Here is a 13,207-nt window from a genome sequence, read left to right as displayed (position 1 = left end):
AAAAGTTTACGACCTAATGGATTATGAAACAGAGGTAAGACGCGCTCTGAGTTTATCTTCTGGCCTGTTTCTCCTGAATTTGTGCTAAATTCCCACTCGGAATAGAGGCGATTAATTGGCGCGTATAAGCTTGTTGCGGTTGCCGATAAATTTGTTCCGCTGGCCCAATTTCTTCTATTTTGCCTCGATTCATGACCATGATGCGATCGCTCATAAACTTGACTACACCGAGATCGTGGGAAATGAAAATATAAGTCAGCCCAAATTCACCTTGCAATTCTTTTAACAAGTTCAAAACTTGAGCTTGTACCGACACATCTAGCGCCGATACTGATTCATCGCAGATAATAAACTTAGGATTCAAAGCTAAAGCACGAGCAATGCAAATTCGCTGTCTTTGACCCCCAGAAAATTCGTGAGGATAGCGACGCATTAAGTCAGGATTTAACCCAACTCTTTCTAATAAATAAGCAGTCCGTTCTCGCCGCTCTTTTATACTCTTACCAGCACCGTGAATCATCATCGGTTCCATCACGGCATCCCCAATATTTATCCGAGGATTGAGAGAGCTAAAAGGGTCTTGAAAAATAATTTGCAGATCGCGCCGCAACCATTGTAACTTCTGAGCGTATTGCCTATTTTGGCGATATTTGAGCGCCCATTGCCATTTAGAGTTTGCTTGATTAGGAGGTGTTATTTCTTCACCTTCAAAAAACACTTGACCGCTAGTTAGCGGAATTAATTGTAACAAAGCTCTAGATAAAGTAGATTTGCCGCAACCTGATTCTCCTACCAAGCCTAAAGTTTCTCCTGGTTGAACATCAAAAGAAACATCATTTACTGCCATAAATAAGCGTTTTATTTCCCCAAACATCCCCGATACAGGGAATCCCACTCGCAAATTTTTAACAGAAAGTAAGGGGTTTGATTGCTGAAAATCAACTTTTTCTTCGTTCTTTAAATATTCTTCTACTTTCCCAACTTTTTCCTTAATTAAAAATTCACCACTACCAGAAGTCGTAACTTCCATGAAATCAGCAATAGTGGGTAATCGTAGGGTTTGCCGATCGGGATTGGGGCGACAAGCTAATAAACCTTTAGTGTAAGGATGTTGAGGATTAGTATAAATTTGTTCAATGCCACCACATTCTACAATCTTACCTCGATACATTACAGCTACGGAGTCGGCAATTTCAGCGATTACCCCTAAATCGTGGGTAATAAACATCATCGCCATGCCTCTTTGATCGCGTAATTCCCTCAGTAAAGCTAAGATAGTTGCCTGTACTGTTACGTCTAAAGCTGTAGTCGGTTCGTCGGCAATTAACAAAGTAGGATTGCAAGAAATTGCCATTGCAATCATCACCCGCTGAATTTGACCGCCAGAGAGTTCGTGGGGATAGCGGTCTAGCATTGCCTGTTTCTGGCGGTTTACTAATTGCATTAAATCGCGATCGTTTTCTGCGAATTTACTTCCCTCTTGGCTTTCTTCTAAGCACTTTTGTCTTAATTCTGAGTCGCTGGGTAACAGTTTTACTTCTTGTAATAATGATGCGGCTTCGCGCCTTGCTTCCACTTCAGAAACATTTTTATGCAGACAAATTGCTTCTGTTAATTGAAACCCGATGGTATAAACGGGGTTGAGGGAGCTCATAGGCTCTTGAAAAATCATGGAAATTTGGCTCCCGCGGTATTGTTGCCTATCTCTGGGTAGGAGTTGCAGCAAGTTTACAGGTGCAGAGGTGACAGCTTGTTTGCCGTCACTCTTGGCGGAGGAAAACCAAATTTCTCCAGTGGTAGCAGCGGATGAACTCGGCACTAAGCCCATGACAGCAAGGGCGGTGACAGATTTTCCTGACCCTGACTCTCCGACAATTCCTAGAGTCTGCCCTCGTTTCACCTCAAAAGAGATGCCGTCAACGGCGTTGACTAGCACAGGCGATTCGCCTGGGCCCGCAGATTGAAATTGAACCCGCAGGTCGCGAACGTCTAGGACGGTCTCACTCATGGAGGTAATAAGCAAAAGTTAATGGGAATTTATAGCAACCGCCAAGGCGGTTAGGGGCTAGGGGCTAGGGGCTAGGGGCTAGGGGAAGCGTGAAAGAAGGGAAAGAAGGGAATAGAATCAGCGAGTTTGGTGGAACTCAGAACATCTTAACTGCCCAGAAGGTTGCTATAACTGGATTTTAACAGTATCTCGCCAGAATAGCAGAAGGCAGGAAGCAGGTATAGCAGGAGGCAGGAGTCATGAGGCAGAAGGGTTGAGTCTGTCTAGATGCTAATTCTATTCGCCCTTTTTACTTAAAAACCAATTACCTGAGTGTTTTCTGGTAAAGCTGCTGTATCGGAAATTTTCTTAAAGACGGTTGCTTGAGCGTTAACAGCAGAGGGTCTAGGGTCGCCCGGTTTGGTTCCTTGCAATTGCAGGCGCATTAGACCTTCGGTGGTGAGTTCAAAGACGGTCATTACGGTTTGAGTGGCGCTGAGGCCGACATCAAGGTGCATTGGTTGATTTTTGGTATCAACTTTGTATCTCATTTCTTTGGCGCGGGCGGCCCCTTGGGGTGGTTGGACGACTAGATATAATTTGCCTTCTGGGGCAAAGATGAAGCTGAAAGACTGACCGGATGGGTCTGTGGCTTCCCATTGTCCGAGCAATTTCTGGTCGATATTATCGGTGGGGGCGGTTGTTTCGGCGGGGGCGGTTGTTTCGGTTTGGGCAATTGCTGGGGCTATTGTTGATAATGGGTTGGCTTGGGCGGCTAGGCCGCTGAGGATACCGAAACACAGGCAGGATGCAATTAATTTGGGAAGAATTTTGGAGTTAGTCATTAGACTGCTGTGAAGTTGGGTGATTTCTGTTTTTATAGTCTAGTGCAAAAATCTCGATTTGACTGGTTTAAAATTTTATTGTGAAGGAAATTCGGCTTAAATTAAGTTAAATATAACAATAAAGCGTATTCTGGATTCATCGGAGGTTAAAAAAAGAGCGATCGCGATTTAACTATAATAATTCACGCAATATTGTTTCGATCGCTACATCGGGTAGACCAAGTACCAAAGCTATTTGACATAGTTCGATACCTTGACTGTGCAATTTGCAAACGACATCAGCGACATCAATTTCTAGGCGTTCGATCTGAGTTTTGAATCTGGAGTTAGTGGCGCGATCGTTGTCAAAGTCGCTAGGTGGAGAAGGACAGGGGTTGAGGTTGAGAGTGTGGACGTATTCTACGTATTGAATATAATCTCTGCCGAAGTTTGAAGTATTGCTAATATTTCTGCGATCGCAAGCAGCTTTGAGATTGCCTTTTTGCATATCTTCATCCATAACTACCGAGAGAGTTTTGAGTAACTTGTAGCCGACTTCTCGGACGTATTTGGTAGTGTAGCGGGTGTCACGGGCGATCGTTTCGTAGGTTTTGCCATCATACATTCCCTGAAACACTAACCGTTGCAGCGTATTGAGATGTTTTCCAGTTTTCTCGAAGATCGGGGAATCAACTAATTTTAGCAGTTCGTTTTCGTCAGGGACGGCTTGCAACGGGCGATCGTCCTTGGGCACCATAGGTTGAGCGAAGACAAAATAAAATTGTGTGAAACTTCGGGCTTTTTCAGTCTTTTTCGGGCTTTTTTGGTCAAGACATAAGTGAGACAGGTGAGGTACATTCTGAATCAGTTTATTTGCACCAACACCAAGTGAGCGATACAATGCCTGACAATTTAGCTCTGCTGGACAAAAGCGATGACATATTGAACAGCGATCGCGGGGAGACTCAAGAGGATTGCGGCTGTCCCTTCAAAAAAGCCGGGACTCAAGAGACGGCATCGAATGCTCAGAATGTCCAGAGTATCCTCAACCTTGGGGGCAACGATACGCTAGAAGGCTCTGTCACGCAAGACTTTTTGAATGGTAACACAGGAAACGACTTTATTTCTAGTAGTGTTGATGGGGATATGGGGCGATCGCTCTGACGGGGTGACAACCCCGTCAAAAGCTTGATAAAATAAAGGACATAGCCTTCAAACCCCTCTGAAAAAATGGGAGCTTATTGGGCCTAATTTTCATCAATTCCGCAATAGTTGCATGGCAAAACTCCATTCCTACTACCCACAACTGACCATATAATCCTATCCAAAAACTACTATGACGGCGTTGCGATCGCCTCGACTCAATTAGGCGACCGATGTATTTCTGAATTCCCTTTAGCTTGAACTGTCGTCGGCTCTCAAACATGATGGGGTATGGCATCAATGTCGCCAATAACTCAATACTCACTTGTTTACGGATTTGGAGCAGAAAAACTAAGATTGTCAGAGTCAAGTATTCAGCTTTCTTGAGCTGCTGTTGGAAACAAATTTGGTAAAATGGAGGTAACATTTTTAATAGATGGGGCGACTTTACAATACTGACCCCATCTTTTTTTACCATGAATCGGTCAAAACCCTGTCAGTTAGGGGTTTTGATGGGGTTGTCACCCCGTCAGAGTCGTGACTTAAATTCTATTTCAAATTTCACAAATTTTGGTCTTGATGGTGGATTAACTGGTAGATTCAACATTAACGCTGTGTGTGATGCAGAATTGGTTTAAGCGCGATTAATTCAATATTGAATAAAATTTGTAGGGGCGGGTTCGCCAACAATTCTTGCCACATAACAAATAATCTTGAAAACCCGCCCCCACCCAACGAATAATCCCTAACAACGATCCTCGTCTTATTGTTAAATTCAATGTAATTTTTAATCTTTTCGTGGGGTGGGGGCGGGTTTTTAGGATGGTCGATGGGTGTCAGATATTTGGGCGAACCCGCCCCTACAGGCCTTATAATTATGGTGTTAGATTGTTTGCAAAAATATGAAATATAATCCTGATATCCATCATCGCCGCTCTATTCGTCTACCAGGATATGACTATAGCCAACCAGGTGCATATTTTGTAACAATCTGTATTTGGCAACGTGAATGTTTATTAGGTGAAATTCAAGAGGGGAATATTCTATTAAACAGTTATGGTGAAGTTGTTAATTTTAATTGGTTTAATCTGATCAAGGTATATCCTCATATTGAATTAGATACTTTTGTGATTATGCCGAATCATATTCATGGAATTATTATCATAAAAAATCGTAATCAAGATTGTAGTCTATCGGAAATTGTAAGGGGTTTTAAAACATTTTCTGCCCGTCGGATCAATCAGCTACGTTCTGTTTCAGGCATACCTGTATGGCAAAGAGGTTATTATGAACATATTATTCGGAACGAAACCGCCTTATCTAAAATTCAGGAATATATTATCAATAATCCGTATAATTGGGAAACCGATGAAATGCACCCATGTCAAAAATGGCGATCGCACCCAACGGCAAAACAGCGATTTCAGCTTCAGGGGATAATATCCTGAGATTGGAGGGAATGGGGGATTTGTGCGCCGAGGCCAGAAACCGGGTTTCGACCTAGATATCTCGTTGGGAAGCTGGGATTTTTCAGAGAAACCCGGTTTCTTGGCGTAGGACGGAAGATGTCATCCCTATTCTGTCACTGAGCGGGAGATAATTTTCTGTAACTACTCGCTTGTAAGGCTTTCGCCTTGGAAAGCCTAAATTATTGAGAATGGCTAAAATCCAGCGATCGCCAGGAGAAAGCCTTTTTCTGTGACTAAAGTAACATAATAGGGATCACCCTGCCGCAATCATTACACTATTGGATTTAATCACCGCGAAGACTTCTTTCCCTTTCTTTAAACCCAGTTTATCAGCCGATGTCCGAGTGACAATCGACACCAACTCTACAGAGGGTGCGATCGCCAGGGTGACTTCCGCATTCACTGTGCCTTTGACAATGCGTTTCACTTTGGCTCTCAAAATGTTGCGGGCACTGATTTGTACCGCCTGCGATCCTGGTGTATTCATCAAATCATTAGCAAAGCTTGCCGAAGGCATCGCTTCTTCTCCTTCCTCCTCTAAATCCTCAGAAAATTCTATGGAGTTGACCTCAAGCGGGGCAGATGAGGACGATTGCCCCATCTGTCGAATCATTTCTCGCAAAATTTCTGTCTTGCTGCGTTGAGTCTGCTGACAAATCTGTTCGAGAATTTGCCGCTCTTCATCGGAGGATTGGAAAGTTATCCAGCCTTGCTCTTTTCTTGGCATCGTAGAATACCAAATATGTTGGTATAAAGTTGGTATGATTGGGCATCGAATATCATTCTAGCGGTAAATCGGTCGTGCGATCGCTCTGATTTCACCATATCAACCAGGACTTTGGCACCCAACCACAGCAACCGGGTTTCGACGGAGCTCAACCAACAGGTTTTTTGACGAAAATATAGCAGGAGGCAGGAGGCAAAAGGCAGAAGGCAGGAGGTTAGTTGTATGAAGTTCACTCAACAATGCCGATTGTATCAATAATTTGGAGAATTGGGATTAGTACCAACCACAGCTAAAAACTAAAATCAACAACCAACAATAAATAACTAACAACTAACAACTAACAACTAACAACTAACAACTAACAACTAACAGTTAACAGTTAACAAATACAATGATTACCGATCTCTCCCCATTATGGATTTCTCTTAAAACCGCAGGACTTGCCACCATTGCTACATTCTTTACAGGCATTCCAATTGCTTACTGGATGTTGAATTATCGAGGGCGATGGAAGTCCCTTATTGAGGGCGTTTTTGTATCGCCGTTAATTTTGCCGCCAACAGTTGTTGGCTTTTTGCTGCTGTTATTATTTGGCAAAAATGGCCCCTTGGGGCAGTTAATGGCTCAGTTTAATTTCACAATAGTTTTTACCTGGTATGCGGCTGCGATCGCGGCGACAGTTGTCGCTTTTCCCCTAATGTACAAAACTGCATTAGGAGCATTTGAACAAGTCGATCGCACTCTGCTGCAAGTTGCCCAAACTCTGGGCGCATCCAAGGTACGGATTTTCTGGCGCGTGCTGCTTCCACTTTCTGTCCCCGGTATTGTAGCTGGAACAACTCTAACATTTGCACGAGCTTTAGGAGAATTTGGGGCAACTTTGATGTTAGCGGGGAATATTCCCGGTCAAACTCAAACTATTCCTATGGCAATTTACTTTGCAGTGGAAGCAGGGTCAATGAATGAGGCTTGGCTGTGGGCGATCGCGATTATGACGATCTCATTATCCGCGATCGTTGCGGTCAATCTGTGGCAGAAACAATATGAGCGCAAGATTCAAGGTAAGCAATTTGGCGCGATCGAAGCTAATGAACCCGTGTATGGTAGGGAAAAAGAAGGGGCTAAGGACTGGGGACTAAGCGCTAAAGTAACAGAAAAAGAAAATTATTCCCTGCGCCAAAGTCCCTATCCCCTAACCCCTTCTTCTATCAAGCAAGGGCTACTGGTTGATATTGAGAAACAACTGGCAAACTTTACCCTGAAAACCGCTTTTAGCCTTCACCAAGAAACTATGGGATTACTAGGGGGATCTGGTTCTGGTAAGAGCATGACACTGCGTTGTATTGCGGGGGTAGAAACCCCCAGTCAAGGGCGAATTATTCTTAATAGTCAAACTATATTTGATTCAGAAAAGGGGATTAATATCCCCAGTCATCAACGGAAAGTAAGTTTAGTGTTTCAAAACTATGCACTATTTCCTCACATGACTGTTTTCCAAAATATTGCTTTTGGCTTGCAACATTTATCGCGGGAAATGCGATCGCAACGGGTGCATCAACAATTGGCGCTATTGCAGTTAGAGGGATTAGGCGATCGCTATCCCCATCAACTATCGGGTGGGCAACAACAGCGGGTAGCCTTGGCTAGGGCGCTAGCAACTGAACCGGAAGTTTTACTACTGGATGAACCGTTTTCGGCGCTGGATACCTATCTCCGCGCTCAAGTTGAGCGTCAACTGGTGGAAACTTTATCTACTTATTCGGGCGTGACTTTATTTGTGACACATAATCTGGAGGAAGCCTATCGGGTATGTGAGAAATTGATGGTAATGTCGGGGGGGAAAGCGATCGCCTTTGATTCCAAACATCGGATTTTTGAGCGTCCTCAAACCTTGCGTGTCGCTCAACTGACGGGATGCAAAAACTTTTCTCGTGCAATTGCGATCGAGTCGAATGCGATCGCCGCGCTGGATTGGGGCGTTACCTTGCAAGTTGTGGAAATGATTGCTGGTTTGGCAAATGTAGGAATTCGTGCCCATCAGATTAGTATTATGCCCAATCCTGATGCAAATTTGGAGAATACATTTCCGTGCTGGTTAGCTTCAACCAGTGAAACACCGCACCGCATGACGCTTTTTCTCAAGTTGAATGCTACTCCTGAAAACCCACAGGACTATCATCTACAAGCAGAAATTTTTAAAGAGAAGTGGGAAGCAATCAAGAATCATCCCTTTCCCTGGTATGTACGGTTAAATCCCCTGCGTCTGATTTTGATGTTTAGCTAAACCCAAGCATACAAAATTGCTAGGTTGTCGATCGCGCTGAGGGTATGAATTGTTTTTGGTGGGACATAAGCGAAACTACCGGGTTGCAGTGAGATTTGATTCCCGGCGCGATCGAGTTTTCCCTGTCCTTCCAAAACATAAATCGCTGTTCCGCGCAATGCTGAATGAGTAGGAATATCATCTCCCGCAGAAATACAGACTAAGGAGAATTGCGATCGCTCGTCTTTAGACAGAACTATTTTATGGATTTCCCGATCCAAGTAAGCAATCCGATCTGATAGCGGCGGTGCGATCGTCTCTTCCAAGATGCTAGGAGTTGTTATAGTTGATTGAGCAAGGGTTGCTTGGCGATCGCTCAGATTAATCTGAATTTGGGATTGTTCAGTAAACAATTCCTTTAACGAACTGCTCATCTGGGTTTTAACTTGGTTAATTGCTTGGTAGGTTTCCAGATCGGAACAGAAAATCTCTAAAATTAGAACTGGTTCGGAAGTCTTCAATGTCCACTGACACTTTGACAGTAACTCGCGGGTGATGCGATCGCAGGATTGACAGAATAGGTTTGTAATTCCTGCTTGTAGTTCTAACTGTAGCAGTCGATCTAAGGGAGAGGAGGGAATTGCTCGATCGTCCCCAGGTAAATTTGAGGAGTTCATCATGATTGCTTGTGGATTGAGTTTAATAGTTGGCTAGAAGATAGGGAGACGGCTCTTGTGATGAGGAGAGGGAATATTTCTGGGACAGAGAAGATGGGTGTCTGTAGGTAACAGGCAATTTGTTTCAACTTAGGAATAGATTTGCTAACCTTCTGCGTCTTTTACATTTAGGACTTACGCAAAAAACCGTTTGGCTGACGCGGACGTAAGCTCGGTTTCTGGTAAAAAATAATGAATCTCTCCGAGAGACATTGATGCAGAAACTGGGTTTTTGCCCTGCGCGTGTAAGTCATGACATTGTTGCCATTCTGCTCTTAAAGAACTGTCAAACGCTGAGTTATCTCCTATAGTTCAGAATGCAGGATATTAGCTAAAAAATCTGCTAGCTATGCTACCAACTATATTTTTATTAATAATTGATCTGATTAAATTGGGAATGTAACTTTCATTACTTAGGCACGATCGCGTAACGCCGCCATCCTGGGGGTAAGAATACCGCGCCTGGAAAGCGGCCGTAGTGCGATTTTGCGTAATTCCTAAAATTGCAAAAATGTTCTAGCTGCAATCAAATTGCGACTATTTTTCAAGATCGCGATCGCTAAATGAGTAGAGCAGGGGATGCTGGGGGAGCGATCGCGATCGTCTTAGCGATAAAGTCACTGTAGCACTTGGCGGCTGTACTGCGATCGTAGATTCCGACCAATTTAGCTAGCTATCATTCTATTACCTTCTTTCCCGATCGTCCTAGCTATGCGATCGCTTCCATTGCTGGTAGGAGTACAATGCAAGAGCTAACCAAAGTAACCCAAAAGCCTGCATTTTTACAGGGGATGCTGTTTCGTGATAAACGAAGATAGCTAATAAGAATTGAATGCTGGGAGAGAGAGAATGAAACAAGCCCAAAGCTGACAGAGGCAAGCGCTTAGCACCTTCGCCATACAAGACAGAAGGGATGGCAGTGGCCCCACAGCCAAGAATTAGCCAAAGGCGGTTTAATTCGGGCAAGTTATTGACAGTTTCGAGATTGGCAAAGCACAGCAGATAAATAGCAGATGGTACTGCTAAAAGTGCCATTTCAACTAAGGTTTGAACAATGGGTTCCGCGTTCGCAGATGCTTTTTTTCGGGCTAGGCCATAGAATGCCCAAGTTAAGCCAATGCCAATGGCAAACCAAGGGAACTCTTCAGCATTGCTGGTCAATAAAGCTGTAGCTGCTACGCCTAATATCAGGGCTAACCAGTTTAACAATTGATAGCGTTCCCGAAATACGATTAAGCCGAGAATCATTGAGGCAATATAGCTGAGAAACATTCCCGCGCTGCATTCCATCACGCAGCCTTGTTGAATGGCAAAGACATACAAAATAACGTGCATTCCTAGAAAGAAAGCAGAGGAAGTTAAGGCTAATAAATTGCCGGACTTCAAGATTGCGCTAACTTTCAACCAGCCATTATTGGGGAGTACGAAAAGGGACAAGAAGATGAAGGAACCAATCGCCCGAAATGCGGCAATTTGATATGCTTCGATCTCAGGAAAGCCTTTGTAGAAGATGCAGTAAATGCCCCATAAGAAGCCTGCGGAGGCAACGTAAAGAACGCCAGAAGGAGTGACAGCCGCCTGAACGGGCTGTCTTTTTTGCAGTTGAATTGTCATATAATTAACTCACGTTTTAGATGTGGCCTGTCTGGCCTCGATTAGAAGCCAGCAGGTCTTTTCTGATTGGAAGGTCAAGGCTTCAATTAAGGCGGGGTACAATGAATCCCTTCTGAATTGCTATTTGGTACACAAGCGGCGATCGCTTGATTGACTTCGATCGCAGAGGCTTTCCAGAAAATGGGATATAATCCCCATAGAAAACCCGCTGCGACAATCGAAAGAACGCCAGAATGAGTAACAGCAAACCAAAGAAGTTGTCTCCGTTGAATTTGTGTCATACTAGGATTGGTTTAAATGTTCGGTGTCTGGCTTTGGTCAGGCCTTAGCTAGATACCCTTTTCTATTTACTAAGTGCATTTTCGTAGATTCACTCTGTAAAAGCCAAGGGATATTAAGGGAACTTACGACTAAAATATTTGAGAGATATCAGCGTGTTAACTTCAGAATATTAAGATGTAAAAATTGTTTAACTTCTGGGTTAAAATCGCTTATCTTCGTTAACTTCTGGTAAAATCAGCTTAAGTGGGAAGTTAAGGGGTGTTATGGCAAACGATCAAGCCAAAAAACAGAGAAATCGCGGTCGCATCCTTACAGAAAAGGGATCGCAGAAACTTCAGCAGGCTATTTTCAAATGGGTATCAGATAATGAAATTCAGCTAAGCAATGAAAAAATAGCTGAGAAAGCATCTATTGATGTTGGAACTGTTGCTAAAATATTGAAGAGGACTGAAGGTGCTGATTTACCGAAAATTATCCAGCTATTTGTTGCTTTTGGGTTAATCCTCGATAAGGACGATCATTGTTCACCTAACAAGACTAATTCTCAACCTCCTGAAATTGAGGGAAACTCCAATGATTCCAAAACCCGATGGGTAGGCCGCGAAACTCTCATCAATGAACTTATCCAAAAACTCCAAGGAAACTGTCGCATTCTCTCCATAGTTGGCCTCACCGGCATCGGCAAAACTTCCCTCGCCAAACAACTCGCCAAACAACCCCAAATCAGCCAAAGATTGCCAGAAAAAGAGATAAGTTTTTTCCAAGAAGATCCAAAATTTCAAGTAGTGGCAGAACGCATCTTAGGGGCAGAAGCTAACAGTCCACAGTTACAGCAAAATACCGAGCATCTCGTTAATGCAATGGTCGATCGGTTAAAATCCCAGCCGATTTTGCTGATTCTTGATATGATCGAAGTAATATTAGAGCCAGACGGAAAAAGCGGCCATCAGTTTAAAGATGAACTATTTGCAAAGTTCTTAGATCGGGTGGTATTAGCAGATACAATGCCGTCGCGAATTGTCCTCACTTCTCAAGATCGACCGCCGATTATGGCACAAGGACGATACCCTAATGATAGATTTTTTGAGCAACCTCTACGCGGTTTATCGGAAGCAGAGGCGATCGCATTATTTCGGCAATGGGATGTGACAGTTGAGGGTGAAAGAACTCAGGAATATCTGAAACGGATTTTTGCGGTTTACGAAGGTCATCCCTTGGCTTTAAGCGCCATCGCGGGGGAAGTTCGCGAGAGTCCCTACGAGGGAAATATTGAAAGTTATTGGGGTGATTATGGCTATGAAATTGAAGACGCAGAGAATCTGAAAGCTAAGACAGATGGCGATCCGAAAGATGATAAACCTACAATTGACCGCTTTAGCCCTAAATTAAAAGATTTGGTGTTAATTCGGATAGAAAATACGGTGGAACGATTGCGGAAGGCTGACGAAATTGCCCATGAGTTACTGTGTAGTGGGGCAATGTATCGAAGACCAGAAGAACGCCGTGCTTGGTTAACGTTAATGTCGGAAGTTGACCGGGAAAAGAAAGCGTTAGCATTTCAAACTTTGCAGCGGCGCTTCTTTTTGGAAGAGGAAAAAACGGCTAATCATCAACTTCTCTATCGCCTCCATCCGTTAATGCGTCGAGTGGCGCTAGAACACTTAGATAAATTAGATATGGAGGTGCAAGAATGACTCAGAATGCTATCGCCTATAGGGTGGTCAATTTGCTGGAATTATCAGAGTCAGAACTGCCAATGCTGCGGCTGACTGCGGCGGGAAAGTGGGTGATGCCGCGAGGGGATGAAGGAGGAATAGAGTCGGAAATTTCGGCACAGGAAAACCCGGAATTTCAGGGAGTGAGAAAGTTAAGGAAGAAAGAGATGCGCCGTGTCGAGGGTATCTTTTATTATTTAAAAATCTATGAACCTCAGCCAACGGCTGATAATTTAGAGAAAGTGAGTCACTATCTGGAAGCGTTTCACCACTTATGTGAATTGGCCGCATGGGAAGAAGCTTGGCAAGTCCTTTTTATTCGCTGCGATCCGCCGACACGGGAAGAATTGCACAATCAGTTACAAACTTGGGGTTATTATCGGCTACAGATTGAGTTATACAACCAACTTTTAGGCAAGTTAGATAATAAATACCGCGATAGTATTTGTTACTGCGGTTTGGGCATT

13 protein-coding genes and 1 pseudogene are annotated in these 13,207 nt (G+C 43.7%); 6 read left to right on the top strand and 8 right to left on the bottom strand.

The features are described 5' to 3' along the window. Positions 1–52: 52 nt before the first annotated feature. From OSCI_RS10815 to OSCI_RS10805, 3 genes are all read right to left on the bottom strand, one after another. Positions 53–2,008, bottom strand: a complete 1,956-nt coding sequence (locus tag OSCI_RS10815) for an ABC transporter ATP-binding protein (RefSeq protein WP_007354975.1) — start codon at positions 2,006–2,008, stop codon at positions 53–55. Between the two features lie 293 nt (positions 2,009–2,301). Then, a complete protein-coding gene (locus OSCI_RS10810) occupies positions 2,302–2,832 on the bottom strand; it encodes a hypothetical protein (protein WP_007354974.1) in 531 nt (176 codons plus the stop codon). Between the two features lie 172 nt (positions 2,833–3,004). Further along, entirely contained in the window at positions 3,005–3,568 is a 564-nt protein-coding gene (locus tag OSCI_RS10805) for a hypothetical protein (RefSeq protein ID WP_007354973.1), read from the bottom strand. Positions 3,569–3,711: 143 nt separating this feature from the next. Between OSCI_RS10805 and OSCI_RS10800 the strand changes: the two genes are divergently transcribed. Beyond that, positions 3,712–3,975 (top strand): hypothetical protein, encoded by a 264-nt coding sequence (locus OSCI_RS10800; RefSeq protein WP_007354972.1) that lies wholly within the window; start codon positions 3,712–3,714, stop codon positions 3,973–3,975. Between the two features lie 16 nt (positions 3,976–3,991). Here OSCI_RS10800 and OSCI_RS10795 read toward each other — a convergent pair whose 3' ends face one another. Then, positions 3,992–4,381 (bottom strand): hypothetical protein, encoded by a 390-nt coding sequence (locus tag OSCI_RS10795; protein ID WP_007354971.1) that lies wholly within the window; start codon positions 4,379–4,381, stop codon positions 3,992–3,994. A 49-nt stretch (positions 4,382–4,430) separates the two neighbouring features. On the opposite strand from OSCI_RS10795, the gene OSCI_RS29880 reads away from it, so the two are divergent. Further along, positions 4,431–4,592 (top strand): hypothetical protein, encoded by a 162-nt coding sequence (locus tag OSCI_RS29880; RefSeq protein ID WP_007354970.1) that lies wholly within the window; start codon positions 4,431–4,433, stop codon positions 4,590–4,592. 264 nt (positions 4,593–4,856) lie between these two features. Beyond that, entirely contained in the window at positions 4,857–5,402 is a 546-nt protein-coding gene (locus OSCI_RS10790) for an REP-associated tyrosine transposase (protein WP_007354968.1), read from the top strand. Positions 5,403–5,676: 274 nt separating this feature from the next. Here the strand turns inward: OSCI_RS10790 and OSCI_RS32235 are convergent, their stop codons facing one another. Next, on the bottom strand, positions 5,677–6,150 hold the full coding sequence (locus tag OSCI_RS32235) for a TOBE domain-containing protein (protein ID WP_007354967.1): 474 nt from the start codon (positions 6,148–6,150) through the stop codon (positions 5,677–5,679). Between the two features lie 391 nt (positions 6,151–6,541). On the opposite strand from OSCI_RS32235, the gene modB reads away from it, so the two are divergent. Further along, entirely contained in the window at positions 6,542–8,434 is a 1,893-nt protein-coding gene (modB, locus tag OSCI_RS10780) for a molybdate ABC transporter permease subunit (RefSeq protein ID WP_007354966.1), read from the top strand. Here modB and OSCI_RS10775 read toward each other — a convergent pair. From OSCI_RS10775 to OSCI_RS10765, 3 genes are all read right to left on the bottom strand, one after another. Further along, a complete protein-coding gene (locus OSCI_RS10775; protein ID WP_007354965.1) occupies positions 8,431–9,093 on the bottom strand; it encodes a cupin domain-containing protein in 663 nt (220 codons plus the stop codon). The two genes, modB and OSCI_RS10775, sit on opposite strands and share 4 nt — an antisense overlap. 741 nt (positions 9,094–9,834) lie before the next feature. Beyond that, positions 9,835–10,743: an EamA family transporter gene (locus OSCI_RS10770; protein ID WP_007354964.1), complete on the bottom strand. Its 909-nt coding sequence runs from the start codon at positions 10,741–10,743 to the stop codon at positions 9,835–9,837. A gap of 86 nt (positions 10,744–10,829) precedes the next feature. Beyond that, a complete protein-coding gene (locus tag OSCI_RS10765) occupies positions 10,830–11,024 on the bottom strand; it encodes a hypothetical protein (RefSeq protein ID WP_007354963.1) in 195 nt (64 codons plus the stop codon). Between the two features lie 264 nt (positions 11,025–11,288). Here OSCI_RS10765 and OSCI_RS10760 point away from each other — a divergent pair, with 264 nt between their 5' ends. After that, complete coding sequence (locus tag OSCI_RS10760) at positions 11,289–12,719, top strand: ATP-binding protein (RefSeq protein ID WP_007354962.1); 1,431 nt, start codon at positions 11,289–11,291, stop codon at positions 12,717–12,719. Continuing rightward, positions 12,716–13,207 (top strand): annotated as a pseudogene (locus OSCI_RS10755) (hypothetical protein); the annotation flags it as partial. The gene OSCI_RS10760 and the pseudogene OSCI_RS10755, both read left to right, overlap by 4 nt.

Source organism: Kamptonema sp. PCC 6506, assembly GCF_000180455.1.
GTDB lineage: Bacteria > Cyanobacteriota > Cyanobacteriia > Cyanobacteriales > Microcoleaceae > Kamptonema > Kamptonema formosum.
The sequence above is the reverse complement of the archived record's forward strand: the minus strand, read 5'-3'. Positions and strand labels throughout refer to the sequence as shown.

What these genes read in the sequence shown, in the direction of transcription:
- OSCI_RS32235 (WP_007354967.1), bottom strand. Translation starts at nt 6,150, where the DNA reads ATGCCAAGAAAAGAGCAAGGCTGGATAACTTTCCAATCCTCCGATGAA.
- OSCI_RS10805 (WP_007354973.1), bottom strand. Translation starts at nt 3,568, where the DNA reads ATGGTGCCCAAGGACGATCGCCCGTTGCAAGCCGTCCCTGACGAAAAC.
- OSCI_RS10775 (WP_007354965.1), bottom strand. Translation starts at nt 9,093, where the DNA reads ATGATGAACTCCTCAAATTTACCTGGGGACGATCGAGCAATTCCCTCC.
- OSCI_RS10765 (WP_007354963.1), bottom strand. Translation starts at nt 11,024, where the DNA reads ATGACACAAATTCAACGGAGACAACTTCTTTGGTTTGCTGTTACTCAT.
- OSCI_RS10760 (WP_007354962.1), top strand. Translation starts at nt 11,289, where the DNA reads ATGGCAAACGATCAAGCCAAAAAACAGAGAAATCGCGGTCGCATCCTT.
- OSCI_RS10815 (WP_007354975.1), bottom strand. Translation starts at nt 2,008, where the DNA reads ATGAGTGAGACCGTCCTAGACGTTCGCGACCTGCGGGTTCAATTTCAA.
- OSCI_RS10800 (WP_007354972.1), top strand. Translation starts at nt 3,712, where the DNA reads ATGCCTGACAATTTAGCTCTGCTGGACAAAAGCGATGACATATTGAAC.
- OSCI_RS10770 (WP_007354964.1), bottom strand. Translation starts at nt 10,743, where the DNA reads ATGACAATTCAACTGCAAAAAAGACAGCCCGTTCAGGCGGCTGTCACT.
- OSCI_RS10790 (WP_007354968.1), top strand. Translation starts at nt 4,857, where the DNA reads ATGAAATATAATCCTGATATCCATCATCGCCGCTCTATTCGTCTACCA.
- OSCI_RS10810 (WP_007354974.1), bottom strand. Translation starts at nt 2,832, where the DNA reads ATGACTAACTCCAAAATTCTTCCCAAATTAATTGCATCCTGCCTGTGT.
- OSCI_RS10795 (WP_007354971.1), bottom strand. Translation starts at nt 4,381, where the DNA reads ATGTTACCTCCATTTTACCAAATTTGTTTCCAACAGCAGCTCAAGAAA.
- OSCI_RS29880 (WP_007354970.1), top strand. Translation starts at nt 4,431, where the DNA reads ATGAATCGGTCAAAACCCTGTCAGTTAGGGGTTTTGATGGGGTTGTCA.
- modB (WP_007354966.1), top strand. Translation starts at nt 6,542, where the DNA reads ATGATTACCGATCTCTCCCCATTATGGATTTCTCTTAAAACCGCAGGA.